This window comes from Streptomyces sp. NPDC021100 (genome assembly GCF_044333095.1).
Lineage (GTDB): Bacteria > Actinomycetota > Actinomycetes > Streptomycetales > Streptomycetaceae > Streptomyces.
The window spans coordinates 415,290-441,390 of record NZ_JBIRQH010000002.1; the positions used below are offsets into that span (position 1 = coordinate 415,290).

Here is a 26,101-nt window from a genome sequence, read left to right on the forward strand (position 1 = left end):
GGGCGTAATCCGGGGAGTGTCGGATTCCGGAGGGCGGGCGGGGACGCTCGCGGGAAGGCGGGTACGGACGTGACGCGACGGGACGACGCCAGCGGCGGCGACGGCGACGGCGACGGCCGCACGGTGGCGATCGTGGGGGCGGGGGCCGCCGGGACGAGCGTGTTCGCTCATCTGGTGGCGGCCCTGCCGCGCGCGGGCGGCAGGCCCGTCGGATCGGTGCTGGTGGTGGACCCGTCGCCGCCCGGCTGGGGACTCGCCTTCGGGGACGACGACCCCCTGCTGATGTGCAACAGCGCCGCGGACGTCAATTCCCTGCTGCCCGACCGGCCGGACGACTTCGTCGCCCACCTCCGCGCCCGGGGCTGGACGGGCGCCCACGACACCTGCGTGCCCCGCGCCGCCATGGCCGCGTACTGCGCGGACCGCTGGGCGGACGCCCGGGACACGGCCGAGCGAGCGGGTGTGACGGTACGTCATATCCCGTGCCGTGCCCTGTCCGTGGGGCTCACCGGCGGCCCTCCCCGGCTGCGGCTGGACGACGGTGCGGAGCTCGTGGCCGACGACGTCGTCCTGGCCACCGGGGTGCACCGGCCGCGCGTGCCACGGGGGTTCGCCGCGTTCACCGGTCACTCCCGCTACGTGGACAGCCCGTACCCCTCCGCCCGGCTGCGCGCCGCGCTCGGTACCGGGCGGCGGCGCGTCCTCGTGCTCGGTTCGCGGCAGTCCGCGGTGGACGCCGCGCTGCTGCTGTGCCGGGACGGCCACCGGACCACGCTGACCTCGCCGTCCGGGTCCCTGCCCGCGGTACGGCTCTCGCTGCACGCCCCGCCCCGGGACTTCCCGCCGCTGGAGCGGATGGCCCGGCTGGACCCGGACGACCCGCTGCTGGAGCGGCGGTTGACGCGCTGCGTGGTGGAGGCCGTCCGGCTGCTGGGCGACCGCCCGCTGCGCGCGCAGACGTCCCTGGCCGCCGATCCCGTCCGGCGCCTGGCGGAGGAGACGGCGCTGGCCGAGGCGGGGGTGTGCCTGTGGCCCGGGGTGGCGGTGGCCGTGATCGAGGCGCTGACCGCCTTCGCCGACGGCCTGCCGGCCGAGCGTACGCTATCGCTGATGCGGCGCTTCGACTGGTTCACCGGCCGCTACCTGACCGCACTCACGGTCGTCAACGCCCGCCGCCTGCTGGAGCATTGCGCGTCGGGCGCGCTGCGGGTGGCCCCCTCATACCCGGAATCCGTCGCCTTCGCGGACGGGGTGTGGCGAGTGTCCGCGCCGGGCTCCGGCCCGCCCGAGACCTACGACCACGTCGTCAACGCGACCGGCTTCCAGCCGCCGGAGGTGAGCTGGCGGGCGGACGGTACGGAGCTCCTCCTCGCCCCCGGCGACCCCGTCGGCAACGTCGTCGACCGCTTGGAGGCGGACCTGCGGGTGCGCCGGGCCCCCGGCGCACCGCCGGAGCGCGTCTGGCTGGCCGGGACCGGCACACACGTCCGCATCCCGTTCGCCAACCACCTGCGGACGGTGACCCGGCAGGCCCGGTGGGTCGCCGGGCAGGTGGCGGCCCGCGGCTGAACGGGGTGGCGGGATCGCGTCCTTGCCCGCCGGGCCCCCGGCCGGTGGATACTGGCCGCGGCCGGCGCCCGGCCCGCCGGAACGAAACGTTCCGAGCGGCGGGCCGTCGACGCGCCGGGGCGCTGTCCGTCGGGAGGGATGACTCATGGCGATGGTCCGGACACGGCGCGGCGAGGACGGCGTTCTCAACCTTCCCCGGACGGCGACGGGTGTCGACCAGTTCTTCCACGCGGTCCGCGCCCGCCGACCGCGCCGGCCACCGGGGATGCCCGGGGAGCCGCGCTGGCGCGGCGAGTTCGTCGTCCCGGACACGGACGGGCCGCGCGTCACGCTCCAGGAGTTCGGCTACGCGAGCCGCGAACTCGCCCGCCACGGCGACACGGTGGACGACACCGCGCTCGTCGGCCCGTTCCGCGTCCTCACGGCGGAGGGGCTGGACCGGCTCGCCGAGGTGTGCGACCGGCTGGAACCGGCCGCCGGCTCCAGCCGGTTCATCGCCACCCGCCGGCTGCGCGGCGCCGACCTCGTGTCGCCGTTCCTCCACAACATGATCCGCGACCGCGGTTTCCTGCTCGCCTGCTCACGGATCGCCGGCGTCCCGCTGATCCCGCACCCGCTGCGGCTGCCGACCGCGCAGATCAACTACTTCGAGGGCCGCGGCCGTCCGGAGATCGTCCGGTGGCACCGGGACGGCATGGACTACGTCTTCACGATCCAGCTCAGCGACGGCGCCGACTACGAGGGCGGCCGGTTCACCTACTTCCAGGGCCGCACCGGCGAGTTCGACGACGTGGCCGCCGACGATCCGCGCATCCGCGAGGCGGACTGCGGGGCCCGCGGCGCGGCGCTCTTCCTCCACGGCAGCCGCATCTTCCACGCGGTGACACCCGTGACGCGGGGCCGCCGCGTCACCCTGGTCGTCTCCCTGTTCTGCCCGTACTTCGCCCGGCGCGACTCCAACACCTTCTGGCACCTGGCCGGCGACGACGGCATCCTCGCCACCGTACCCGGCTGGCTTCGCCTCAAGTGGCCCGTCCGGGACCCGGCCCTGGACTTCGGCCTGCGGGCGGGGAGTCCAGTGGTGACGTGGGAGGATCTGCGCCGCTGAGACGCGGCACGCGGACGGGGTGCGGCCGGCGGGTGCCGAGACGCACGGTGAACGACGCCTTCCTCGCGACCCGCACCGCCGCCTCATCCGGCGGTGCGAGAGGATCGGAGGGTTCGGAGGAAGGAGAAGAACGATGACGCAGCCCGCCGCCCCCGTCCCGGTGCCGCGATGGGTCGGACAACTCCTGCGCGAGATCGACGCCCTCGATTTCGGCGCGGGCTTCGCGCGGATGACCGACGACACCGAGATGTTCTTCGGCACTGCCCACGTGGTGGGCGCCGAGGCCATCAAAGCGTTCTTCGTCACGATCGACGGACCCTTGCACATCGATCACACCGTCCTGGAGTGCTGGGAGGCTCCCGACGGCGTCCTGTTCCTGCGAGGGGAGGCCACCATGGCGAAGAAGACCGACCCGGGAACCGTCGTACGGGCTCCGTTCATGCACCTGTACCGCCTTGACGACGGCGGGCGGATCCGCACCGTCCACATCACCGCCGGCCCGCTGCGCACCGATGCCGTGATGTGAGGTGAGTGGCTGTTTTCCATCCCCGGCCCGGGGCGGGTAGGCGGCCTACGCTGGGCCCGTGCCGGAGAACGCGGGGCGGGCCGGGGAGAGGGTCTGCCGGGTGCGTGGCGAACGGCTGCGGCCGGGGGTCCGACCGGAGGCGGTGTTCTGCTCGTCGGCGTGTCGTTCACGGCAGTGGCGGGCGGAGCGGCGGCTGCGGAACGCCAGCTCGTCCGCGCGACCGACCTGTCTCCCCACCAGACCCGCGACGGGCTTGCCGCCTCGCGCGACCAGGCCGCGGAGTCCAGGAACGCTCCCGGCCAGGACCATCAGCGATGGGCCCGAGCAGCAATCGACGAGTCAGGGCGGCACCCCGGCCCCCAACGAGCAGGGACAGGGAGCTGTGCTTTCGAGGCACGCGCGGCGTCTCCTCCTCGACGGGCGGCTGCGGTCGCCTGACGCTCGGCCCAGAGACCGGCGCGCCGGCCCTACTCGGACCGCGAGCAGCATGTGAAGGAAATCGGGGTGGGGCGTGTGAGAAGCTGCAGGTCAGGAAGTGTCTTCCCCGCACGTGCGGGGGTGGTCCGACGGACGCCCCGGCACCACCAGCAGCGAGGGCGGACATGGGCAATGGCCCGGTGTCAGTGCGCCCCGGCCGCGTCCCGGACGGCGGTGTGGACGGCTCGGGCGAGGCGGGAGCCCCACAGGGAGCGGGGGCCGGCGAAGGCGTGGGGCTCCTCGCCGGGGCGCGGAGCGTGCGCGGCGACGCAGACCGCGTCGGTGGGGGTGCCGGAGCAGTCGAAGCCGGCGTCGAGCAGGGCCTGCACCTTGGCCTCGGTGGCCGTGGCCACGGCGTTGACCAGTGCCGCGTCGGTCAGCGGGGCCGGGACGGCGAGGACGATGTTGATGGTGCCGGGCCGGGGGGCCGCGGCCGTGCCGTCGGCGGGTGAGGCGGCCCAGCCACGCACTCCGAGCCCCGCGGTGACGACTGCCTCGGCCCCGCCGTCGCGCGCGTGGCCGTGGGCCCGGACGTCCGCGGCCGTGAGCAGACCCACGCCCGGCCCGCGCACGCCCGCCCCGGTGGCCAGGGCGGCGAGGTGCCGGTCCGGGTCGGTGCGCCGGTAGCCGTGCGGCACCTGGGAGTTGAGGACCCAGGACCGTTCGCCGATGCCGCCGCCGAGCACCGCGCTGCTGACCATCCGCCACCCGGGACCCGCCCGCCACAGCAGGGCGTGCAGCCGCTCACCGTCCTCTACGCGGGACAGGCATTCCACCGGCAGCAGGCCGCCGACGGTGCGGGGTGAGGGGACGACGGCGTTCACCGGAAGGCACTCCTTTTCGGACGGAATCAGGCGATCGTATGCCGGGGTCCGCACCCCATTTCCGTCGGCCGGCCCGCGGTCGTTCCCCGTCCGGTTCCGGGGCGGCCGTTCCGTCCGGTGGGCCGCTGCATAGACTCCCTGGGTGAGGGGACCTTCCCCTTCGCCCGCGCCGTGTCGGGGCCGGGGGACGGCAGGCGGCCGGCGGACGTCGTAAGGAGACCGAGGGTGGAAACCCCACACGCGGTGGGCGGGCCCGGTGGCCCGGCGGGGCCCGTGCGGGCCGCATTGGAGGTGGGCCCGTTGCCCGGCCGCCCCGGTATTCGCGCCAGAGGCGAGATCAGCGTGGTCACCCGCCCGTCCTGGGAGGCGGCCCTGACCGAGCTGGCCCGGCGGCACGGCGACGTGTCGTATGTGGAGCTGTCAGGGGCGGAGTTCCTCGACGTGGGCGGGGTGACGGCGCTCGCGGTCACGGCCCTGCGCCTGCCCGCCGGAAGGATCGTGGTGGAGCACCCGCCACCCCACGTGCCACGGGTGCTGGAGATGTTCTGGCCGGGACTGCGGCGGATCGAGGTGGTACCGCGATGAGCACGGCGGCCGTCGATGAGGCGTTCGAGCACCCGGCGCTGTTCTACCGCACGGAGGAGGAGTACACCGAGCAGACGCTCTCCTTCGTGCGTGAGGGACTGGCCGCGGGTGAACCGGTGGCGGTCGCCGTCCCCGGCCCCAACCTGGAACTGATCAGGACGGGACTGGGGGCGGACGGCGAGGGCCTGCTGTTCCTGGACATGACCGAGGCCGGGCGCAACCCCGGCCGGATCATCCCGCGCGTGCTGCGGGGATTCGCCGACGCCCACCCCACCGGACGGGTGCGGATCATCGGCGAGCCGATCTGGGCGGGACGCAGCGCGGTGGAGTACCCGGCGTGCGCGCAGCACGAGGCGTTGATCAACGCCGCGTTCGCGGGCAGGGCGGTGACGATCCTGTGTCCCTACGACGAGGCGCGGCTGGACGAGGACGTCCTGGCCGACGCGCGGGTCACCCACCCCACCGTCATCACCGGCGGCCGTACCCGGGTCAGCGCCGCCTACGACTGGGAGGCGGTCGTCGCCCGGTACAACGAGGAACTGCCGGCCGTGCCGCACGCCGCGGTCTTCTCCTTCGGTGCCGAGGAGCTGTCCGCCGTCCGGACGTTCGCCGTCGCCGAGGCGGCGCGGTGGGGGCTGGCGGGCCAGCGGCTGATGGACGCGGAGCTGGCCGTCGCCGAGCTGACGACCAACAGCGTGATCCACGGCGGCGGCCGGGGAACACTGGCGGTCTGGTCCGAGGCGGGACAGGTCGTGTGCGAGGTCCGCGACGCCGGACGGCTGACCGATCCCCTCGCCGGCCGCAGGCCGCCGGAGCCCGGGCAGCTCGGTGGGCGGGGGCTGATGCTGGTCCACTACGTGTCGGACCTCGTGCGGCTGTACACCGGTGACGACGGCACCACCGTGCGGTTCTACCTCGGTCTGTGAGGCACCAGTGAGAGCCGGGCCGGCCGTTCCTGCGGACAGCCGCCCCCGCCGGGCAACGCCGTGTTGACGCCGCGGTTGGTGACCGTCGTCGACGGCCATGGACCAGGCAGGTTCGCCGGCGGCCGCGGGCGGGCCGGTCGGGAGCCCGGTGGGGGCAGCTTGGCGCGCGCCTCGTGGGGGTGGCAGCCCAGGCTGGCCCCGGCCACACGGATCTGATGTTCCAGGCCGCTCCCATGGATGGTCACCAAGCCCATGGCGGGCCCGGGCGGAACGTTCCGCACCCCCGGCACACCCGCCTCTGCCACCGCAGCCTCCGGCACGGATGCGGGCCCGGCCACCACGGCCGGGCCCGCTCCCCCACGCGGTTCTTCAGAGGACGAGTACGTGAGACACGATCGCGTGACCCGGAATGTGACAGCCTCTGGAGGGCCCAGGTCATTGCACCCAACGGGACGTTCCACATGAGTCCGCTTCGGCGGGGTCGGCTTGGCGCGGGTACGGCCGTGATCAGTACTCGCTTTCGAGCGGATCAAGCCAAATTCCGGCCCCTATGGTGACAATCGCCGCTCTCCGGGGATGGGATGACATTTCCCAGGCTCATGATCGGAATGGAGCACCATGTCGCATCACAGCACCGCACTCCGCCGCCTCGGCAAGGCGACTGCCGCCATGGCGATCGCTGCCGCAGCATGCGGTCTCGCCGTGAGCCCCGCCGACGCGGCCCCCCAGCAGACGGCCTCGGCCCCCTCGGCCCTCGACGACGGCGGCCTCCTCCCCGGTGACGCACTGACCGCGCACAATTTCTTTGTCAACGTCGCCGGTCGCCCCGCGGAGTGGGTTCAGCAGGTCTCTGGCAGGGACCATGAAATCAGCTTCCTCCGGGGACTCAACCCTCCTCAGGACGATGTTGACCAGTGGCTCAAGGGGAACGGGATGTTCTGGAAGCCGGCGTTCATCACCATCGAGTTGCGGGACTACCAAGGCGCCGTCGCCCACCGCTATACCTGTGTACGCCCTGGCCTCAAGCGGATCGACAACCCGCCGGGGGGAAACGGCAGGTCCAATACTTGGATCACCGCCTCCTGCGAGAGCGTGAACCGCGATCGGTGAACCAGGCGTCTGCGAGCGCTCCTTGAACGCCGCTTCGGCGTCGGAACGGTCCAGGGCCTCGCCGACTGCCTTCAGGTCGCGGTCGAGGCCGGTGTCCGTACGCTGGTCGATCGGGTCACTGGTCACGACGCTCCTCTGAAAGGACGAAGCCCGGTCGCCGTTGATGGTGCCCGGGCCGGTGCTCGGCTTCCGTTCCGCCAGTGCGGAGGAACGGCGATGTCGGCAACCAACGGCGTCAACGGTGGACTACTCCTCCCGCAGGTGGCACCTGCGGGAGGCGAGTGAAGTGATCACGAGCTCACAGACACTGAGAGCCACGGGCGATCGATCCGGTGGCCGGTCCTTCGGTCCCGCCTCGGTCACCTGGGCTCGGTCACATGGGCAGGTCGGCGGAGAGGAAGGGGGCGAGAAGCGCGGACAACGCGTCGGGGCGGTCGAGGGGGATGATGTGCCCGCAGTCCCGGAGGTGGTGTCCGACGAGGTCGTCGGCGAAGGGCCGGAGTTGGCGTTCGAGCCCGGTGCCGACGGGGTGGGAGCCGACGGCCATGGTGGGCATGGTCAGCCGGGCCGTCGCGACGGCGTCCTCGATCTGCCGCGCGCTGGTGGGCAGGGCCCGGTAGTAGGAGAACGCACAGCGCAGGGCCTCGGCCCCGGTGTACGCGTGGACGAAGGCCGTCCGGATGTCGTCGGGGACTCCGCGCCCGAGCGTTCCCGAGTCGAGGAACCAGTCGATGTACGGGGCCTCGTTGCCCGTCAGGACGGTCTCGGCGAGGCCGGGAACGGCGTGGAAGCCGAACCACCACGGGACACCGCCCGCGGCGACGTGCTCCGCTCCGGGCAGGCGGCCGAGCAGGGCCTCCATCACGACCAGGCGCCGGACGAGGTCGGGCCGGCGCAGCGCGAGCAGGACGGCGGGGGCGGTGCCCGCGTCGATGCCGACCACCGCCGCCGAGGGCTCGCCGAGCGCGTCGAGCAGCCCTTCGGCGTCGGCGGCGAGGGTACCCGCGTCGTACCCGTCGACGGCACGCGCACTGGCGCCGAAGCCTCGCAGGTCGGGGGCGATGACCCGGTAGTGCCCGGCCAGTCGGTCCATGATGCCGCTCCAGACCCGCCAGGTGTGCGGGAAGCCGTGCAGCAGGAGGACCGCGGGTCCGTCCCCGGCGATCGCGACGTTGAGCCGGACGCCGTTCGTCGTGACGCGGCGCAGGTGGTGTGCGGTGGTGGCGGGCATGACGGCTCCCTGTGCGGTTACGATTGGTGACCAGAGAACGATAGGTAACCGCTCGGCCGCTTCCTAGACGGCACTTTCAGGGAAGGTGGTGAGCTCCAGGTGACCACCCGGGGAGCCCGGGCCGCCGGTCGCGGGGGGCGCGGCGATCTGTTCGATCCGCAGTGCCCGACGCGGCGGTTGCTCGACCGCATCGGTACGAAGTGGACGTCCATGGCCGTCAAGACGCTCGCCGACGCGGCGCCGGACGAGGTGCGCTTCGCGGACCTGAGACGCCGGATGCCCGGCGTCTCGCAGAAGATGCTGTCCGTGACGCTGCGGAACCTGACCCGCGACGGCCTGGTGTCACGCCGGGTCGAACCGGCTGTGCCGCCGCGGGTCTTCTACCGGCTCACCGGACTCGGGCTGTCCCTGGAAGTCGCGCTCGCGGGGCTGCGGACCTGGGCGGAGGAGCACATGGCCGAGATCGACCGCGCCAACGAGGCGGCCGCCCGGGAGGCCGACGAGGGGTGAGGCGGGCCGGTTCCGCGCTGCGTCCCGGGCACCGCGCCGGCCCCCGGAGCGGTCACACCCCGTGCGCGCCCAGCCGCGCCAGTTCCTCCTCCGTCAGGACGAGGTCGGCCGCCGCCGCCGAGTCGCGGACGGTCTGCGGGCGGGTGGCGCCGGGGATGGGGACGACCGTCGGGGAGGCGGCCAGCAGCCAGGCGAGGCAGACCCGTTGGGGGCTGACGCCGCGTTCGGCGGCGACGGTGTGGAAGGCGGCGTGGGCGTCGTCCGCGGCGACGCCGGAGGTGCCGTCGAGGGAGCTGCGGGAGATGCCGCCGAGAGGGCTCCACGGGAGGAAGGCGATGCCCAGGTCGGCGCAGAGGCGCAGTTCCGGCGCGCTGTCCCGGACGGCGGGCGAGTAGCGGTTCTGTACGGAGACCAGCCGGTCGCCCAGGATGTCGCGGGCCAGCCGGATCTGTGCCGTGTCGACGTTGGAGATGCCGGCGAGGCGGACGGTGCCCGCGTCGAGGAGCTCGCGGAGGGCGCCGAGGGAGTCGGCGAACGGCACGTCAGGGTCGGGCTTGTGGAGCTGGTAGAGGCCGATCGCCTCGGTGCCGAGGCGGCGCAGCGACTCCTCGCAGACGCGCTTGAGGCGGCGCGGGTCGCCGTCGACCGTCCAGCCGCCGTCGGGGGTGCGGCCCCGGCCGCCCTTGGTGGCGACGAGGACGGCGTCGCGGTCGCCGCCGTACGTGGCGAGGGCACGGGCGATGAGCAGTTCGTTGTGGCCGGGTTCGCCGTCGGGGGTGTGATAGGAGTCGGCCGTGTCGATCAGGGTGATGCCGGCGTCGAGCGCGGCGTGCACGGTGGCGACGGCACGGGCCTCGTCGGGGCGGCCCTCGATGGACAGGGGCATCGCCCCGTAGCCGATCGCTCCGACGCGGACGTCGCCGAGTGGGCGGTGGCGCATGTCAGTGGTCTCCCTGGATGGCGTGGGGTGCGGTGGCGGCCGCGGCGACGACGTCGGGCAGCCATGCGGCGGTGTCGCGGAAAGCGAATCCGAGCGCGGTGGCCCGGGAGTTGTCCATGGCGTAGAAGCGGTCGAAGGCGAAGGGCGAGTACGGGCCCTCGGGCGCGGCCTTCAGGACCGCGCGCCCGCCGGGAATGCGTTCGGCGAGCAGCCGGCACAGCTCGGCGGCGTCGACGAGCCCGTGCGAGCAGGCGTTCACGGGTCCGGTGAATTCCTGTCCGGCCGTCCAGAAAAGGAAGTCCGCTATTTCGTCGACGTGAATGAACGTCGACGGATGGACGGCCGGCGGGACGGCGATCGGGGCGCCCGTCCGGATGCGGTCGGCGTAGTGCGCGAGGCGTCCGGTGAAGTCGTCGGCGCCGCCCAGCACATGGGCCGTGCGCACGGCGACGGACGGGAAGGCGGGGTCGGCCGCGAACACGGCCTCGGCCTGGCGCTTGCCCTCGCCGTAGCTCCACGGCTCCGCCGGGGCGCGGTCCACCGGCCGGGAGGCGGCGTCGAAGGCGGTCTCCGGCAGGAGGTCCGAGGCGTCGGCCACACCGTCGTACACCTCGATCGTCGAGGTCATCACATAGCGCCGGGTGCGGCCGGTGAAGACGCGGCGGGCGATGTCCGCCTGGACGGGCGTGTAGCAGACCTGGTCGAGGACGACGTCGAAGGTGCGGTCGCCGAGGGCCGTCCGCAGGGCCGCCTCGTCGTCGCGGTCGGCGATGACGTGGGCGGCGCCGGGCGGGGGTGCGGCGGAGCCGCGGTTCACGACGGTGACCGAAGCGCCCGCGTCGAGCAGCCGGGAAATCAGCCGTTTTCCGAAATAGCGATTCCCGCCGATGACGCAGACGTCTCGCGGTACACCGTCGTGTGGCATGGCCGAAGTCCTCCCGTTCCGGGGCCGGTCCGGGGCGGATTCCCCGCCCGTTCCCCGCCCGTTTTCCGACGCGGACCAGTGTTACCGTGACGGACCGTTTCCTGAAGGGGGAGTCATGGGAGATCCGGCCGTCCTGCCGAAAGAACCTCGGTATCCGCGCGGCGCGGCCAAGGATTCGTCGGCGGCTTTCGACGCGGTCGACCGGCGCCTGATCGGCCTGCTCCAGGCCGAGGGCCGGATCACCCTCAGCGAACTGGGCCGGCGGGTGCGGCTGAGCCCGGCCGCGGTCGCCGAGCGGGTCCGCCGGCTGGAGGGCGGCGGGGTGATCACCGGATACGCGGCCGAGGTGTCGCCGGCCCGGCTGGGGTACGGGGTCCAGGCGTTCGTCCGCGTGAACCCGTACCCCGGTTACACGCTGCGCCACCCGGCGGTCACCGTGCTCACGGACCGCCCGGAGGTGCTGGAGGCGCATCACGTCGTCGGCGAGGACTGCTGGATGCTGAAGGTCGCCGTGGTGGACACCGGGCATCTGGAGGAAGTGCTGGAGCGCGTCTCGGCGTTCGGGCGGACGACGACGTCGGTGGTGCTGTCGTCGCCCGTCCCGCGCAAGACGCTGCTGCCGGCCGAGCCGCGGCCGGTCTGCTGACGCCGCGGCGGCCGGTGTCGGTCGCCCGTGGCCGGGCACGCCGGGTGTGCCACGTTCCGGAACGGTCGGCGGGGGCGGCCGCCCGCGCCGACCGGCTGCGGACGACGCGCTCGCACGTGCGGCGCTCGGGGAACCCGGGCCGGTCGCGGTAGGTGGAGGTGTCCTGCCCCGGTCTGCGAGGCAAGCCGCCGGGCCGCAAGCGCCGCCGGCCTGAGGGCCTATCCGACGACCGGACCGGTCGGCAGGTGATCGGATGTCCCGCACATCGGTGCGGTGGGCTCGCCGTGTGGACGTCAGCGGTTGCCGCTGCGCTGCGCCTGCTGCGTCCGCCAGTACAGGACGAGGAACAGGGCGAGCAGCAGATCGCCGGGGAGCGCGTCCCCGTCGGCGTCCTCCAGCCGCACCACGTGCGCCCGGCTGCCGAGCTTGTCGTAGGAGATTTCCAGGGGGCCCACCGTCCGTACCCGGCTGCCGAGTTGGTCGTAGTCGAGGGTGTACGGGCCGATGCGCCGGAGCCTGCTGTTGAGCTTGTCGTAGGTCAGCTCCCAGGTGCCGACGGCGGTGGGCCGGCCGGTCCACTTGGTGTAGGCGATCTCGGCGGTGCCGACGTGGCGGAGGCGGGTGCCCATGGTGTCGTAGTCGAGCTCCCAGGGGCCGACGCGGTTCGGGTGGCCGGTCCACTTGGCGTAGGTGATCTCGGCGGTGCCGATGCGGCGCAGCCGCGTCCCCAGCGTGTCGTAGTCGAGTGTGATCTCCATGGCTCCCTCTCCCCGGCGTTCCGCCACTTCCCCGGTCAGTGCCCGCCCGTGACCTTGAACCCGCGCGGTACCAGCCACACCGTCAGGACGGTGACGGCCGCCACGATGCCGGCGGACACGTACGCGGTCGTGGTCAGCGCGTCGTCGAAGGCGGTGTGCGCCGCGTCCAGGATCCGCCGGCCGGTCTCGCCGCCGGTGCGCCGGGCGACGTCCGCGGCGCCGCCGACCGAGCCGCGGGCCTCGTCCAGGTCGGCGCCGCGGAGCGGCAGTCCGGTCATGTGCCCGGTGAAGACGGCGCCGTGGATGCTGCCGAGGAGGGCCACGCCCAGGCCGACGCCGAGTTCGTAGGCGGTCTCGGAGACGGCGCCCGCCTGCCCGGCGCGGTGCGGCGGCACGGCGGAGACCAGGACGGCGGCCGCCGCGGTCATCGCCAGCCCGTCGCCGAGGCCGAGCAGGGCCAGGACCCCGGCGACGACCGGGTACTCGTTGGGCACGGGGGTCAGGGCGAGCAGCAGGAAGCCCGCGACCAGCGCGCCGAGGCCGGCGGCGAGGACCGTGCGGACGCCGGCGCGGTGCATGACCCAGGGCGACGCGAGCGAGCCCGCGAGCATGGCCCCGGCCGACGGCAGCGTGCGCAGCCCGGCCTGCGACGGCGAGTAGCCGTGGACGTACTGGAGCCACAGCGAGATCAGGAACAGCGCGGCGCCGATCGCGAGCATGGCGAGCAGGGTGGCCAGCGCGGCGGCCAGGAAGGGGCCGTTCCGGAACAGCCGTACGTCCAGCAGCGGATCGTGGGAGGCGAGCTGCCGCCGGGCGAAGAGGGCGAGCAGCAGCACGCCCAGAAGGAGCACCCCGATGTCGGCCGGGGCGAGGCTGCCCTTGGCGACGTGTTTGACGCCCCAGGCGAGGGCCACGACGCCGGCGACGGAGAGCAGGGCGCCGAGCCGGTCGAGCGGCCCGTGCTGGGGCGCGCGGTACTCGGGGAGCAGGCGCAGGCCCGCCGCCACCGTCACGACGACGATGGGGACGTTCACCCAGAACGCCGCCGACCAGCCGTACCGTTCGACGAGGAACCCGCCGATGAGCGGCCCGAGGCAGGCGCCCGCGCCGGCCACCGCCGCCCAGATGCCGATGGCGAGCGCCCGCTCGTGGTCGTCGGTGAAGACCGCCCGGATCAGCGACAGGGTCGACGGCATCACCATGGCGCCGCCGAAGCCCAGCAGCACGCGGCCGAGGATGAGCTGCCAGGAGCTGTCCGCCGTGGCGGCGACCACGGAGGCGAGGCCGAAGAGGACGAAACCGGTCAGGAACAGCCGTTTGCGGCCGAAGCGGTCGCCGACCGCGCCGCTGGTGACCAGCAGCCCGCCGAGGACCAGGCCGTAGATGTCGATGATCCAGAGTTGCGCGAGGGGGCCGGGGTGCAGATGGTCGACGAGCGACGGCAGGGCGACGTTGAGGATGGTGGCGTCCATGGCCACCAGCAGCAGGCTGGCGCACAGCACCGCGAGGACCGCCCAGCGGTCCGCCCTCTTGCCCGTCGCGGGAGCCCTTTCGCCCGGCGCGGGGGCGGCGGCCCGGCGCGGGTGGTCGCCGGTCATTCGAGGAGGCCCCGGCGCATCGCCTCGGCGACGGCGGCGGCGCGGTCGGACACCCCGAGCTTCTCGTAGAGCCGTTGGGTGTGCGTCTTGACGGTGCTCGCCCCCAGGTAGAGCTCGCCGGCGAGCTGCGGGATGCTCTTGCCCTCCGCGAAGCCCCTGAGCACCTGCCGTTCGCGGTCGGAGAGGACCGTCTCGTCGCGGTCGGCGCGCAGCCGGATCTGGTCGACCAGGCCGCCGGAGAGGTCCTCGGAGACGACCTGCCCGCCGCGGGCTACCTTCAGGACGGCGTCCACGATCTCGGAGCGCTTGGCGTCCTTGGCGAGATAGCCCGCGGCGCCCTCCCGGACCGCCCGGTAGACGACCGCGCCGTCGGTGGTCGCGGACAGCAGGAGGGCGCGGGTGGGCAGCCGGTCGCGGACGATGGCGTGCAGCACGGCGAGGCCGTCCAGGCCGGGGAGCCGGTAGTCGATCAGCGCCACCCGCGGTTCCAGCCGGCGGACGGCGTCGAGGGCGGCGGGCCCGTCGCCCACCTCGGCGACCACGTCGATCCGGCCGTCGAGCCGGAGGCCGCGGGTGATGCCCTCGCGGTAGACCGGGTGGTCGTCGGCGACCACCACCGTCACCTGTGTACCGGAATCGGACTCCATGGGCTCGCCACCACTTCCGTGCTCGCGGTCGCCGCCGTCCGGGCCACACCTCCGAGGCCCGGACTGCCCCTTTCGTCCACGATAAGCGGGGTGCCGCCCGTCGGCCGCTCCAGCCGGCCGGCCGCCGATCGGGGGACCCCCGGCTCCCCCGCCCCGCCGTCCGTCCGACGGATCCCGGGCGGGCGAGGCGTCCCGCAGCCTGGAGGGGAAGCGACGGAAGAGCGGAAGGAGCGAGCGGCATGGCCACGGAGACGGATCGGGAGACACGGGCGATCGAGCGGGTCGTCGTCGGAGTGGACGGTTCCGCGGGCAGCGTGGCGGCCCTCCGGCAGGGCGCCCGGGAGGCGGCCCGGCACGGCGCGGTCCTCTGCCCGGTGTACGCCTGGGCACCGCCCGGCGGCGAGGCGGCCGACGCGGTCAGCCCCGCCCCGGCCGACGTGCGCGCGCACTGGGAGCGCGCGGCGGCGACGGTGGTGCGGGAGACGTGCGAGGCGGCGTTCGGCCCGGCCCCGCCGGGCACGGTCCTCCGCCCGCGCACGGTGCGCGCCGCCCCCGGCCCCGCGCTCGTGGCCCTGGCCCGCGACCCCGGCGCCCTCCTCGTCATCGGCACCGGCGAACACGGCCCGCTCCACCGCGTCCTGCACGGCTCGGTCAGCCGGCACTGCCTCCGGCACGCCCGCTGCCCGGTCCTCGTCGTCCACCCGACCCCGGCGGACGGCCGCGCCGCACCGGTCCCGAACGGCAGGCCGCACATGGACGCGCCGGTCCGCGGGCCGGACGAGGCGCCGACGGGCCCGGCTCCCGTGGCGGCGGAACGCTGAGCGGGGCACCGGGCGTCCGGCGTCCCGCCCGTGCACCCGTCGCCCCGCCGCCCCGTCGCGGAGCGGAATGGCCCAGAACCAGCCGTGTTCCGGCGGCACCACGGCGCCGATGGCGCCTCCCGGCGCCCCATGGCACCCGGGAGGCCACCGCCGACGGCCGGAGCCGGCGCCTGTTCGACCTTGGCTCACTCCTGGAACCCGCGCTCACCAAGGGTGACATCATGACTACATGACCAGTAGAGGGTGGTGGGCGGCACTTCCGGAAGAGCACCGCGCGCCGGGTTCCGCCGAGGGCGCGCCGCGCGCCGACCGGGGCCCCGGATCCCTGACCCTGGGGGCCGAGGAGGAGTACCTGCTCGTCGACCCGGTCTCCCGGCGGCTGCGGCCGGACGCGGAGAAGGTGGTGGCCGAGGCCGCCGCGGAGCTCGGCGGGCGGGTCACGCACGAACTCACGCGCTACCAGGTCGAGGTGCGCACGGAACCGCACCGCGACCTCGCCGGATTCGCCGACGAGATCCGGTCGCTGCGCAGCACGGTGGCCCGGGCGGCCGCGCGCCACGGGCTGGCCGTCGTCTCCAGCGGTACGCCCGTGGCGGCACAGCCGGGGCCGACGGTGTTCAGCGACGGGGCGCGTTACGCGCGGAGCGTCGCGGAGTTCGGCGCCCTGGACGACGAACAGAACGTCTGCGCCTGCCATGTGCACCTCGGCATCCCCGACCCGGACCTTGCCCTCCGCGTGTCCAACCACCTCCGTGCCCGGCTGCCCGTCCTGATCGCGCTGGCGGCCAACTCCCCCTTCTGGCAAGGGCGCGACACCGGTTACGCGGGCTGGCGCACGATGACGTGGGCCCGCTGGCCGGCCGCCGGCCCGCCGCCGTACCTCGCGTCCCGGGCCCACTTCGAGGACCTCGTCGCGGAGCTCGCCGCGACCGGGGCGATCATGGACCGCTCCGGCCTGTACTGGGACATCAGGCCCTCGCACCACGTGCCGACGCTGGAGATCAGGGCCGCCGACGCCGCGTCCTCCGCCGCGGACACCGTCCTGCTGGCGGCGCTCGTCAGGGCGGCGGCCGCCACGGCCCTGGCCGACATCGAGGCCGGGAAGCCCCCGCTCCGGCCGTCGGACGAACTCCTCCGCGCCGCGTACTGGCGTGCGGCGCGCGACGGACTCTCCGGTGCGGGCGTCGACTTGGAGACCGGACGGCTCGTCCCCGCCACTGCGCTCGTGGAGCGCTTCCTGGCCGGCCTCCGCCCCGACGTGCTGCGCCGCGACGACATGGCGGCGATCCGCGCCGGCTGGGCGCGGCTGCGCGCCCACGGCAACGGCGCGGACCGGCAGCGCGCCGCGTACCGGGTCCGCCGCAGCCTCACCGACGTCGTCGATCACCTGATCGCGGACGCGTCCGGCCCCGGGCCGGAGGATCCGCTTCCGGAAGGTTCACTTCCGGAGAGTTCACTTCCGAAGGGTCCGCTTCCGGACGGTCCGTGAGGCCAGCGGGTCCGTGAGACCGGACGGTCCGTGAGACCGGAGGATTCGTGAGACCGGACGGTCCGTGAGACCGGACCCCCGCCCCCGGCGCGGAGCCGCCGCCCGCGCATGATCGACTGTCCCCATGCCGCACGCCATCACCGCCGACGGAACCCGGATCGCCTACCAGGTGCGGGGCTCCGGAGCCCCCCTCGTCCTGCTCGCCGGGCAGGCCAACTCCCACCACTGGTGGGACGCCGTCCGCTCCGACTTCCACCCGGCCCGCAGCACCATCACCCTCGACCACCGGGGCACCGGCGACAGCGACAAGCCCGAACGCCCTTACAGCACCGAGGAGTTCGCCGACGACGTCGCGGCGGTCCTCGACGACCTGGGCATCGGGCGGGCGGACGTCTACGGGACGTCGATGGGCGGCCGGGTCGCGCAGTGGGTGGCGATCCGGCATCCGCACCGGGTGCGCCGGCTGGTGCTGGGCTGTACGTCCCCCGGCGTCCGGGGCGTGGCGGCCGGCGAGGCGGTCCGCACGGCCCTGGCCGATCCGGACCCGGCGGCGGTCGAACGGACGCTGCTGGACCTGATGTACACCCCCGGCTGGCGGGCCGCGCACCCCGGCCCGTACGCCGTTCTCGGGGACCCGGCCATGCCGGGCCACGCGCGGCGGCGGCACCGCCTGGCCAGCGCGCGGCATGACACCTGGGACGCCCTGCCGCGCGTCACCGCGCCCACCCTCGTCGTCCACGGCACCGACGACCTCTTCAACCCCACCGAGAACGCGCACCTCCTCGCCGGCCGGATCCCGGACGCCCGGACGCACCTCGTCCGAGGCGGCCGCCACGCCTACTTCGAGGAGTTCCGGGCGGAAACGAGCCCGCTGGTGCTCGACTTCCTGACCGCGGGGCCCTGAAGGGTCAGGCCGTGTCGAGCCGGGCGGCGAGACGCGCGACGTCCTCCGCGGGCAGGGTGATGCCGAACTCCTCGGCGAGGCACGCCCCGAACCCGTCGGCCTCCACCTTGCGCTCGGTGCGGGAGCCGTCCGTGCGGACGGTGGTCACGGCGGCGGCGTCGAGCACGATCAGCCGGTCGGCGGCGAACCGCTGGGCGAAGGGGCGCCGGACGAACGGGGAGCGGGGGTGGGTGGAGACGTAGTGGTTGCCGACGACGTAGTCGATGGTGTGGTGCGGGGCCAGGGTGAAGGTGTGGCGGTCGAGCCAGCCGTCGGAGCGGTGCTCGTGCAGCCACCAGTCGTCGATCCCCCGCTCCCCCGGGCGCCGTTCCACCCGGAACCGCCGGCCCTCGAAGTCCGCTTCCACGCCGTCGGCCAGCTCGATCGGCTCCAGGGGACCGGACCCGAAGCCGACGTCGCAGAGCCACGTCCGCCCGTCGTCCTCGGCCTCGACGGCCAGCAGGGCGTGGGTGGCGGGGAGCAGCTTGCCCGCACCGAGCGTGACCCGGCCCAGCAGACCGGTGAAGCGGAAGCCGAGTCTTTCGAGCGCGGCGGCGAACAGGACGACGTGCTCGAAGCAGTAACCGCCGCGGCGCCGCCGCACCAGCTTCTCCTGGACCGACTCCACGTCCAGCTGGATCGGGACCCCGAGGATCACGTCGAAGTTCTCGAACGGGATCGACGTGACGTGTGCCCGGTGCAGCGCCCGCAGCGCCTCCCGGGTGGGCCGGCGCTCGCCCGCGTACCCGGTCCGCTCCAGATAGGCGTCCAGGTCCAGCAGGTCGCCGTGCCATTCCTGGCCGGTCCTCGACGAGGTCATGACTCCACCCTTCCGGACCGTGGGGGTCCGCTGTCGTACGTGCTCGGTGCGTATAGCGGTAGTCGCCTCTTCAACGACCGGGTCCGACCCTACGCGCCGCGGCCCGCGAGATCATCCGCCGTCGGACGGGGAGGGCGGCCCGGACCCCGGCCCCGGGCAGAAGGGCCCGGGTCCTAGGACCGGCCTACGCCCTCCGGCCGGGGGACGGACGGATCCCCCGCCCTCTCCCCCGGCCGGCCGGGGCCCGGCGGGCGGGCCGCCGCCTAGCGTGGGCGTCAGGGCAAGGAACGGAGGAGAGTCCATGACGAGGATCAGGACACCAGTCGTCGGCACCGGCAAGGCCGTACGGCACGCCTCGGGCGGCCCCCGCCCGCACCTCCGCGACGGTACGGCCGCGCTCTTCGTCGCCGCCCTGGTGGTGCTGGAGGCGCTGGCCCTCCGGCTGACGCCGGTGGCCGACTGGCCGCTGGCCACGGTCGCCCTCGGGGCCGCCCTCACCGCGGTCGCCGTGACGGCCGGCGTCCTGTGCCACGGCCGCCGGGTGGGCCACCGCGTGGGCCGCGGCCGCCGCTCCCCGGTGCCGGGCGACGCCCTGTTCGACGCCGCCACCCGCCGGAGCTGCCCGCTCGCCGCCCTGCGCCCCGCCCTCCCGGCGTCGGACCCGATGGCCGAGAACCGGCTCTGCGCGGCCTGGGTCCTCGCCCGGCACGGTCGCGACGCGGCCTGGCTGAGCGCCCACCTGGACCTGCCGTCCGGGGTGGCGGACACCCTCGTCCGCGCGGCGGACGCGGAACGGGCCGGAAACGGAGACGGGCACGGAAATGGAAACGGGCACCGGTGAACAGAACCCCCGGTGGGCCCCGCACCGGGCGCTTCCCACCCCGCCCCGGTGACCGACGACTCAGGGGAGCGACGACGCGCCCCGACCACCACGGCGCTGACGATTCCCACGTCGGACGGCAGGGCCGACGCCTTCGACCCCTCCGGGCTGCGGCGCCACTGGGACCGCCTGCTGCCGCTGCTCGGCCGCACCTCTCCCCCGGCTGACGGCCCGCCGCTACCGTCTCCCGCCCCCGTGCGTCCGGCAGTAGGCGTCGCGCCCCGCCCGGTACCCCGGGAGGCCGGGGACGCCCAGCAGCACCGCCCAGCGCGCGGCGTTCGACTCGATCGCGTCCTCGGCCCGCCGCCGGGCGGCGGGGCTTCCGGCGGCGGCCAGCCGGCGGGCGTGCTCCCAGGCGGTCGCGCGCCACAGGTGGAACAGCTCGTGCGCGGTGGGCCGGGCGATCGGGTTCCAGCGGGCGTCGCCGAGGGCGAGGAGGGGGTCGTAGCGCCGGGCGACGTCCTCGACGGCGGGCTGGTAGGCACGGTCGAGGACGGCCTGGACGCGCTCGTAGTCCGGTTCGCGCGCGTCGCTCGGGCCGAGCGCGGCCAGGACGTACGGCATGTCGCGCTGGATGTGGGCGTTCGCGGCGAGCAGCACGTCCTGGCCGCCGTTGAGGTCGCCCGCGCGGGCGGCGTCGAAGGCGGCGCGCCAGGCGGCCGGGACCGGGCGGCCGGCCCGGTCCGCGTGGTAGGCGGCCAGATAGCGGTTGAGGAAGCCGGTGTTGAGGCTGCCGGCCGCCCAGGCGGGTTCCTCGAACGCGCCCGCGCGCACGGCCGCCCCCAGCGACTCCTCCAGCCGCGTGTAGACGGCGGCGAAGGGTGCCCGGTGGTCGCAGCCGAGGCCGTCGCGGAGCCGGCGGAGCACGCCGGTCGCCTCGTCCACGCAGCCGGCCGGCGGCCCGGCGCAGTGGAGTGCGCGCGGTACGGCGCCGGCCGGGGCCGCCCCGGCGGGGTCCGCGGCCGACGGGCCGAGCAGGAGGAGCAGCGAGGCGGCGAGGACGACCGCCCGCCGCGCCGTTCCGGATCCGGTCACCGCGACCACTCCCCGTTCCACGACCACGTCGACGTCACGCCGTGTCAACGACGGCGCGGGGCGGGCGTTGCGGCACGAAGGCGAACGTCCCGGCGCTCAGGGGCGGTCGGGGACCGCCGGCAGCGCGACTCCGAACTTTTTCCGCATGCCGCCGCATACCCGGGCGTCCCACCCGTCACCGCCGCGCGTCCGAAAACCTTCCCTCCCGGCGTCCCGCCTCTCGCAAGGGCCTTCCTCCCGGCCGCTTTCCCGACAGAATCTCTGGGCACTGCCTGACCATCCGAACCGGCCGACGGGCCCGGGTGCCATCCGGCGCCCGCGGCCCTTTCGCACCGTCGGACCGGTGCGCATCGTCGGACCGACCGGCCGGCCATTCCCGAGACACCAGGGGGGAACGTGCATCGCATGCGGGGCATGAGCCGTAGAGGACTGTTACGGGCGGGGCTGGGCGCCGGGGGCGCGGCCTGGGCGGCGGCGCACGCGCTGCCGGGGACGGCGTCGGCGGCGACCGGGCCGGGCGCGCCGATGAGGGTGGACTCCGCGCCGTGGGCCGCGCCGGCCGTGCGCCAGGGCGTGTTCCCCGAGTGGGCGCGGTACGCCCGGGTCGCGGACGGCACCTTCGACGAGGACGCCGATCCCGTCCGCGACATGAAGCCCGTGATCAACGCCCTCAAGGCGCAGAACGTCAGCGTGATCGAGCTGGACACCATCCTGTCGAACTGGCTGACCCAGGCCGACTTCGACTTCCACGTCAAGCAGGTCGGCCGGTTCACCGAGCAGGCCCACGCCGCGGGGATCCGGGTGGTCATGTACTACCCGTCGCTGGAGCTGATCAGCGTCGGCGGCGAGAAGGGCCGCTCGTTCTACAAGGACGACCGGGGCAAGGAGTGGGTGCAGCTCTCCCTGGACGGGCAGCCGAACGTCTTCTACGGCAGCCTCGTCGTCTGGGTGGACCCGGGCGACGAGAGCTGCTGGCTCAGTCCCAACTCGCCGTGGCGCGACTACTACCTGACGCGGGTCAAGGCGCTGGCCGGCTCGGGCCTGGACGCGATCTGGCCGGACGTGCCCATCTACTTCGACGGCAAGGCGAGCTGGTGCGACGCCTCGCCCTGGGCGGCGGCGGCCTTCAAGGCCGACACCGGGCTGCCGCTGCCGAAGAAGGCGGACTTCGGGGACACCACGTTCCGCCGGTTCGTCGAGTGGCGCCACCGCAACCTGCTCCAGTGGCAGCTCGACATCGCCGCCGCGGGCAAGTCGGCCAACAAGGACCTGGTCACCTTCGTCGAGACGGTGAGCATGGACTACCAGTACGCCACCTCCATCGGCCTGGACGGCGCGTACCTGCGGCAGGCCGAGGGCGTCAGCCACGCCTGGGAGGTGGACATCCTCGGCAACTACGACGGCATGCGGCACGCCACCGCGTCCGACTGGACCTGTCTGATCTCCATGTACAAGTACGCCCGCGCGGCCAGCGGCGCCAAGCCGGCCTGGGCGTTCTCATACGGGTGGAAGGCCGACGACGCCTCGCTGGTGATGGCCGAGCTGCTGGCGGCCGGCTGCAACCCGTACGAGGTGAAGAGCCCGTTCAAGAACGCCACCACCGACGCGAGGATGCGCACCCGGATGTACGGGTTCGTGGCGGCGCACCAGCAGCGGCTCTACGACGCCGTCCCGGCCGCCGAGGTGGGCGTCTACCACTCCACCGCCTCCCGGGACTACGTCAGCCCCTCGGTCGGCACCGGCATGTACGTCAACGCCAAGAAGCCGTCCGGGGTCAAGGAGTGGTGGAGCGAGGGCACCCCGGAGGACAGCTGCGCCACGATGCCGTGGCTCGGCGAGTTCCGGGGCACGGTCAAGGCCCTGGTGTACGGGCACGTGCCGTTCGACACCGTGCCGAGCCAGGGGGTGACGGCGGCGGACCTGTCCCGCTTCAAAGTGCTGATGCTGCCCAACCTCCAGGCCGTCTCGGACGCCGAGGCGGAGGTGCTGCGCGGCTGGGTGGCGGCCGGCGGCACGGCGGTGATCACCGGTCCGGCGCCGACCGCGCTCACCGAACTGGGCGCGGCGCGGGACGAGTTCGCCCTGGCCGACGTGCTGGGGTTCCGGAAGCGGGACCCGCTCCCGGCCACTCGGGAGAACCGTTTCGGCGCCGGGACCTGCCACTACGTCAAGGACCTGCCCGGCCGGACGTTCCTGTCGGCCACCGGGCAGGCCGACCCCGGACCGCTCCTGGCGCCGGTGCTCGCGGCGGCCCCGCCGGCGGTCACGTACAGCGGCGACCGGCGCGTCCACCTGGAGCTGAGCAGGCTCGGTGACGACACGGTGGTCCAACTGGTCAACTTCACCTGCTTCGACGACAAGCCGGCCGCCTTCGGTGTGAAACCGGCGGCCTGCTCCGTGACCGTCGCCGTGCCGGAGGGCAAGCGGGTGACGGCCGCCGCGGTGAGCTCCCCGGACGCGGCCTCGCCCGCGCCGCAGCCGGTGACCTGGACGACGTCCGGGACGACGGCCACGGTCGCGCTCACGGTGGCGCAGTACTCACTGCTGACCGTCACCATGGCCTGACGGGCGGTCTGCCCGGGCCAGTTCGCGCAGCACCGCGGCGGTGGGCGAGCCCTCCGCCGCGGTGTACGCCACCATGATCTCCTCGGGGTTGTCGGTGAGCTGGAAGGTCTCCCAGGAGAGCTCCAGCGTCGTCCCGGCCGCCGGGCCGCGGAGCCGGCAGGTGGCGTGGGTGGTGTCGAGGACCGGCAGCTCGGTCCAGATCCGGTCGAAGTCGGGGCTGGCGGCGCGGAGTTCGGCGACGTGCCGGGCGAGGTCCCGGTCGTAGGGCCACCGGCCGGTCACCGAGCGCAGGTAGGCCACCGTCTCGCGAGCCTTGGACTCCCAGTCGAGGTAGAGCGTCCGGGCCCGCGGGTCGGTGAAGACGATCCAGCCGATGGTCCGCCGTTCCGCCGGGAACTCGGCGAAGTCGACGAACACCCGGGTCGCCAGCCGATTCCAGGCGAGGATGGCGCCGTCGCGGCCGACGAGGTAGGCGGGGCTGCCGTCCAGGGTGTCGAGCAGCCGGCGGACGCTGGCCCGCACCCGGGGCGCGGCCTGCGGTTCGGGGCCCTCCGCGGGGGCCGGCCCGGCGGGCGCCGGTTCGTGGCGCTCCGGCCGCGCCAGGTCGCGCAGGTACCGCCGCTCGCCGGGGCTGAGCCGCAGCGCGTCGGCGACGGCGTGCAGCACGGCGTCGGAGACCAGGGACGCGTTGCCGCGCTCCAGCCGGATGTAGTGGTCGACGCTCACCGCGGCGAGAGCGGCCACCTCCTCGCGGCGCAGGCCGGGCACCCGGCGCGGGCCGTGCGCGGGCAGGCCCACGTCGCCGGGGTGCAGCCGGGTGCGGCGGGAGACGAGGAAGTCCCGGAGGGCGATCTTGGCGTCCACTCCCGCATTCTGCGCACGCGGCGGGGTCGCGGAAGAGGCGGCAACCGGCCACTTTCCCTGGCCTCGGGCGCGGTGCCAACCCCGCTGCCAGGGCGAGTCCTGCCCTCCCTCGCGGCGCGCCGGCGGGGGATGCTGGTTCCGCTTTCCCCGTACGTCCCGCTGTACCTGTACGGCCCGCTGTACCTGTACGGCCCGCTGTGCCGGGACGTTCCGCCTCGCCGGTACGTCCCGTGCTCCCCGCTCGTCCGGTGCCGGGCCGCGGGTCCGGTGTACCGGCGGCACCGCGCCCGGCCTCGGCGCGAGTGCCGCCGGTACGCCGGAACGGCCCCGCGGCCCGGCACCGGCCGGTCCGCTCCCTGCAGGAGGAGTCGACATGCCCAGCCCCATCCCCGCGTTCAGGATCCGGGTCTTACGGGACCGCCCCGCCGGCGTCGGCGGGCCTCGGCGCACGGGATGGCGGGCCGGGCCCGCCCCACCAGGCGGTGGCGCGGCTCAGCCGCGCGGCGCGGGGACGCGCCACAGGGCGGACGGCCGGTCCTCGCCGCCCGGATGGGACTCGAACGCGATCCACTTCCCGTCCGGCGACCAGCTCGGGGCGCCGTCGTACGAGGAGTCGTGGCGGGTGACGCGGACCGGCCGGCCGCCCGTCACCGGGACCGCGAAGATCTGCGGCAGCTCCAGCCCGCCGGCGGTGGAGGAGAACACCACCCACTTCCCGTCGGGCGACCAGCTGGGGTCGGTGTGCTCGCCGTCCCCCTGGACGGGCAGCTCGCGGAGCCCGCCGCCGTCCGCGTCCATGACGTACAGGCGCCACTCGTCGCTGCCCTGCCGGCGGCGCTGGAAGACCAGCCGGTCGCCGGCGGGTGACCAGTTGGGCTGCCGGTTGTCCGTGTGCGTGCCCGGTCCGTCGACGAGCCGGGTGCGTCCGGTGCCGTCGCGCCGGACCTTCCAGAGGGAGCCGTCGCCGCCGGAGCCGTCCTCGCGCTCGGTGCTCTTCTGGCTCTCCTTGCTCTCCTGAAAGGCGATCCAGCGGCCGTCCGGGGAGAAGCTGGGTTCCAGGTAGCCGGTGTCGCCGTCGTGTTCCGTCACCCGCTCGGGGCGGCCGCCGGGGCGCAGCACCCACACCTCGTCGCGGCCCGCGCGGTCGGAGGCGAAGGTGACGCCGGCGGACGGGTTCCAGCTCGTACCCGGCAGGTTGACGGCGGCGCGGTCGGACTCGTCCAGCAGCGTCCGGGGGGCCGCCTGCCGCCGGGCGCCGCCGAGGGGGAGGGTGCGCAGGGCGGCGGCGCCGGCGTTGTAGCCGTCGTGGAAGACCGTGAAGAGGAGGGACGAGCCGTCCGGCGAGAAGGCGGGGTTCTGGGCGCTGGCCCGGCCGCCGGGGCGGTGGAGGAGCTCGGCGCCGTCGCGGCGGGTCTCCTCGCGCGGACCGGCGGACCGTGGGGAACGGGGGTTCCCACGGTCGTCGGGCCCGGAGTCGGAGCCCGACTCGCAGGCCGTCAGCAGAACGGCGGCGGCGAGCAGGGCGGCGGCGAGCGGTCGTCTGCGCACCGGGCGACGGTAGCGCAGGCCGGTGTGCGGGGTCCGCCGGAGGGCGGGTTGCCCGGGTTCGTCGCCTTCTCCGGGTGTGTTGGGGGGTGGCCGAATCAGTCGTCTTTCACGGTGAGTCCGATGTGCCGGGCCAGGGCCGGGGCCAGATCGAAGAGCTGCGGCGTGCTGATCGTCGCGCCGCCCAGGTCGCCCAGCCCGGCGGTGATGCCCAGGGCGACGGCGTCGCGCAGGTCCACCTGGGCCAGTCGGGCCCGTTCGAAGCGGGCGCGGTCCAGGGTGGAGCCGGGGAAGCGGACGTCGGTCAGCGTCGCCCCGCCGAAGTCCACGTCCCGCAGCAGGCAGTCGACGAACACCACTTCGCGCAGGGTGGCCGCGCGCAGGTTGACCGAGTCGAGCTTGCACTGGTGGAAGACGACGCGGCGCAGCTCGGCGCCGTGCATCTCGGTGCCGGCCAGGACGCCGGCGGTGAACTCGGCGTCCAGCCAGGTGGTGTCCGCCAGGTTGGTGCCGACCACGCGGACGGCGTGCAGCCACACGTCGTCGAACCGGGAGCGCCGGAAGCCGCCGCGCTCGAAGACCGCCGAGGAGAACGCCGCCTCGCTGAAGAGGGAGCTGCCGCCCTGCGCCTCCTCGAAGACGGAGCCGTCGAAGTGGACGCTCTCGTAACTGCCGCCCCGTTCCATCGGGCCCGTGAACGGCTCCAGGCGGTGGGCGTAGGGCAGTTCGGTCAGTTCTCGGGAGGCGGGGATGCGCATG

General features: G+C 74.4%; 25 protein-coding genes. 13 read left to right on the forward strand and 12 right to left on the reverse strand.

What is annotated here, in order from left to right; all coding sequences use genetic code 11:
- Positions 1-69 precede the first annotated feature (69 nt).
- The 3 genes from ACH4PU_RS05500 (at position 70) to ACH4PU_RS05510 (ending at position 3,203) form a co-directional block, all read left to right on the forward strand.
- A complete protein-coding gene (locus ACH4PU_RS05500; RefSeq protein WP_398266391.1) occupies positions 70-1,569 on the forward strand; it encodes an FAD/NAD(P)-binding protein in 1,500 nt (499 codons plus the stop codon).
- Positions 1,570-1,714: 145 nt separating this feature from the next.
- Positions 1,715-2,677 carry a hypothetical protein gene (locus tag ACH4PU_RS05505; RefSeq protein WP_398266394.1) on the forward strand — a complete coding sequence of 321 codons (963 nt, stop codon included), beginning with the start codon at positions 1,715-1,717 and terminating at the stop codon, positions 2,675-2,677.
- A 133-nt stretch (positions 2,678-2,810) separates the two neighbouring features.
- A complete protein-coding gene (locus ACH4PU_RS05510) occupies positions 2,811-3,203 on the forward strand; it encodes a nuclear transport factor 2 family protein (protein WP_398266397.1) in 393 nt (130 codons plus the stop codon).
- Positions 3,204-3,823: 620 nt separating this feature from the next.
- Here the strand turns inward: ACH4PU_RS05510 and ACH4PU_RS05515 are convergent.
- Positions 3,824-4,504: an adenosylcobinamide amidohydrolase gene (locus ACH4PU_RS05515; protein ID WP_398266400.1), complete on the reverse strand. Its 681-nt coding sequence runs from the start codon at positions 4,502-4,504 to the stop codon at positions 3,824-3,826.
- A 225-nt stretch (positions 4,505-4,729) separates the two neighbouring features.
- On the opposite strand from ACH4PU_RS05515, the gene ACH4PU_RS05520 reads away from it, so the two are divergent.
- The 3 genes from ACH4PU_RS05520 to ACH4PU_RS05530 all read left to right on the forward strand — a co-directional run bounded on the left by ACH4PU_RS05520 (position 4,730) and on the right by ACH4PU_RS05530 (position 7,125).
- The gene (locus ACH4PU_RS05520) at positions 4,730-5,089 is read left to right on the forward strand and encodes a hypothetical protein (protein WP_398266403.1); all 360 of its coding nucleotides are present in this window, start codon (positions 4,730-4,732) and stop codon (positions 5,087-5,089) included.
- The gene (locus ACH4PU_RS05525; protein WP_398266406.1) at positions 5,086-6,015 is read left to right on the forward strand and encodes an anti-sigma factor RsbA family regulatory protein; all 930 of its coding nucleotides are present in this window, start codon (positions 5,086-5,088) and stop codon (positions 6,013-6,015) included. Before ACH4PU_RS05520 ends, ACH4PU_RS05525 begins: the two co-directional genes overlap by 4 nt.
- A gap of 618 nt (positions 6,016-6,633) precedes the next feature.
- Positions 6,634-7,125 carry a hypothetical protein gene (locus tag ACH4PU_RS05530; RefSeq protein ID WP_398266409.1) on the forward strand — a complete coding sequence of 164 codons (492 nt, stop codon included), beginning with the start codon at positions 6,634-6,636 and terminating at the stop codon, positions 7,123-7,125.
- Between the two features lie 373 nt (positions 7,126-7,498).
- Here the strand turns inward: ACH4PU_RS05530 and ACH4PU_RS05535 are convergent, their stop codons facing one another.
- On the reverse strand, positions 7,499-8,356 hold the full coding sequence (locus tag ACH4PU_RS05535; protein WP_398266412.1) for an alpha/beta fold hydrolase: 858 nt from the start codon (positions 8,354-8,356) through the stop codon (positions 7,499-7,501).
- A 99-nt stretch (positions 8,357-8,455) separates the two neighbouring features.
- Here ACH4PU_RS05535 and ACH4PU_RS05540 point away from each other — a divergent pair, with 99 nt between their 5' ends.
- On the forward strand, positions 8,456-8,866 hold the full coding sequence (locus ACH4PU_RS05540) for a winged helix-turn-helix transcriptional regulator (protein ID WP_398266415.1): 411 nt from the start codon (positions 8,456-8,458) through the stop codon (positions 8,864-8,866).
- 52 nt (positions 8,867-8,918) lie between these two features.
- Here ACH4PU_RS05540 and ACH4PU_RS05545 read toward each other — a convergent pair whose 3' ends face one another.
- Both ACH4PU_RS05545 and ACH4PU_RS05550 read right to left on the reverse strand, forming a co-directional pair.
- Positions 8,919-9,806 (reverse strand): aldo/keto reductase, encoded by an 888-nt coding sequence (locus ACH4PU_RS05545; RefSeq protein ID WP_398266418.1) that lies wholly within the window; start codon positions 9,804-9,806, stop codon positions 8,919-8,921.
- 1 nt (position 9,807) lies between these two features.
- Positions 9,808-10,731, reverse strand: coding sequence for an NAD-dependent epimerase/dehydratase family protein (locus ACH4PU_RS05550; RefSeq protein ID WP_398266421.1), 924 nt, complete (start codon positions 10,729-10,731; stop codon positions 9,808-9,810).
- A 115-nt stretch (positions 10,732-10,846) separates the two neighbouring features.
- Here ACH4PU_RS05550 and ACH4PU_RS05555 point away from each other — a divergent pair, with 115 nt between their 5' ends.
- Positions 10,847-11,377, forward strand: a complete 531-nt coding sequence (locus tag ACH4PU_RS05555) for an Lrp/AsnC family transcriptional regulator (protein ID WP_398266424.1) — start codon at positions 10,847-10,849, stop codon at positions 11,375-11,377.
- 293 nt (positions 11,378-11,670) lie between these two features.
- On the opposite strand, the gene ACH4PU_RS05560 is transcribed toward ACH4PU_RS05555, so the two are convergent.
- From ACH4PU_RS05560 to ACH4PU_RS05570, 3 genes are read right to left on the reverse strand one after another with little or no spacing between them, the layout of a single operon-like run.
- Positions 11,671-12,135, reverse strand: coding sequence for a hypothetical protein (locus ACH4PU_RS05560; RefSeq protein WP_398266427.1), 465 nt, complete (start codon positions 12,133-12,135; stop codon positions 11,671-11,673).
- Positions 12,136-12,170: 35 nt separating this feature from the next.
- Positions 12,171-13,733 carry an MFS transporter gene (locus ACH4PU_RS05565; protein WP_398266430.1) on the reverse strand — a complete coding sequence of 521 codons (1,563 nt, stop codon included), beginning with the start codon at positions 13,731-13,733 and terminating at the stop codon, positions 12,171-12,173.
- Positions 13,730-14,380 carry a response regulator gene (locus tag ACH4PU_RS05570; protein WP_398266433.1) on the reverse strand — a complete coding sequence of 217 codons (651 nt, stop codon included), beginning with the start codon at positions 14,378-14,380 and terminating at the stop codon, positions 13,730-13,732. Before ACH4PU_RS05570 ends, ACH4PU_RS05565 begins: the two co-directional genes overlap by 4 nt.
- A 239-nt stretch (positions 14,381-14,619) precedes the next feature.
- On the opposite strand from ACH4PU_RS05570, the gene ACH4PU_RS05575 reads away from it, so the two are divergent.
- The 3 genes from ACH4PU_RS05575 (at position 14,620) to ACH4PU_RS05585 (ending at position 17,594) form a co-directional block, all read left to right on the forward strand.
- Positions 14,620-15,201, forward strand: coding sequence for a universal stress protein (locus ACH4PU_RS05575; protein ID WP_398266436.1), 582 nt, complete (start codon positions 14,620-14,622; stop codon positions 15,199-15,201).
- A gap of 229 nt (positions 15,202-15,430) precedes the next feature.
- Entirely contained in the window at positions 15,431-16,690 is a 1,260-nt protein-coding gene (locus ACH4PU_RS05580) for a glutamate--cysteine ligase (RefSeq protein WP_398266438.1), read from the forward strand.
- 124 nt (positions 16,691-16,814) lie between these two features.
- Positions 16,815-17,594 carry an alpha/beta fold hydrolase gene (locus ACH4PU_RS05585; protein ID WP_398266441.1) on the forward strand — a complete coding sequence of 260 codons (780 nt, stop codon included), beginning with the start codon at positions 16,815-16,817 and terminating at the stop codon, positions 17,592-17,594.
- A 4-nt stretch (positions 17,595-17,598) separates the two neighbouring features.
- Here ACH4PU_RS05585 and ACH4PU_RS05590 read toward each other — a convergent pair whose 3' ends face one another.
- Entirely contained in the window at positions 17,599-18,453 is an 855-nt protein-coding gene (locus ACH4PU_RS05590) for an arylamine N-acetyltransferase (protein ID WP_398266444.1), read from the reverse strand.
- Between the two features lie 301 nt (positions 18,454-18,754).
- Between ACH4PU_RS05590 and ACH4PU_RS05595 the strand changes: the two genes are divergently transcribed.
- Positions 18,755-19,294, forward strand: coding sequence for a hypothetical protein (locus ACH4PU_RS05595; protein ID WP_398266447.1), 540 nt, complete (start codon positions 18,755-18,757; stop codon positions 19,292-19,294).
- A gap of 216 nt (positions 19,295-19,510) precedes the next feature.
- Here the strand turns inward: ACH4PU_RS05595 and ACH4PU_RS05600 are convergent, their stop codons facing one another.
- Complete coding sequence (locus ACH4PU_RS05600; RefSeq protein WP_398266450.1) at positions 19,511-20,368, reverse strand: DUF5995 family protein; 858 nt, start codon at positions 20,366-20,368, stop codon at positions 19,511-19,513.
- 414 nt (positions 20,369-20,782) lie between these two features.
- Here ACH4PU_RS05600 and ACH4PU_RS05605 point away from each other — a divergent pair, with 414 nt between their 5' ends.
- A complete protein-coding gene (locus ACH4PU_RS05605) occupies positions 20,783-22,933 on the forward strand; it encodes a hypothetical protein (protein WP_398266453.1) in 2,151 nt (716 codons plus the stop codon).
- Here the strand turns inward: ACH4PU_RS05605 and ACH4PU_RS05610 are convergent.
- The 3 genes from ACH4PU_RS05610 to ACH4PU_RS05620 all read right to left on the reverse strand — a co-directional run bounded on the left by ACH4PU_RS05610 (position 22,907) and on the right by ACH4PU_RS05620 (position 26,100).
- Positions 22,907-23,797: a helix-turn-helix domain-containing protein gene (locus tag ACH4PU_RS05610; RefSeq protein WP_398266456.1), complete on the reverse strand. Its 891-nt coding sequence runs from the start codon at positions 23,795-23,797 to the stop codon at positions 22,907-22,909. The genes ACH4PU_RS05605 and ACH4PU_RS05610 overlap by 27 nt on opposite strands.
- A gap of 492 nt (positions 23,798-24,289) precedes the next feature.
- Complete coding sequence (locus ACH4PU_RS05615; RefSeq protein ID WP_398266459.1) at positions 24,290-25,345, reverse strand: hypothetical protein; 1,056 nt, start codon at positions 25,343-25,345, stop codon at positions 24,290-24,292.
- A gap of 95 nt (positions 25,346-25,440) precedes the next feature.
- Entirely contained in the window at positions 25,441-26,100 is a 660-nt protein-coding gene (locus ACH4PU_RS05620; RefSeq protein ID WP_398266462.1) for a pentapeptide repeat-containing protein, read from the reverse strand.
- Position 26,101 lies beyond the last annotated feature (1 nt).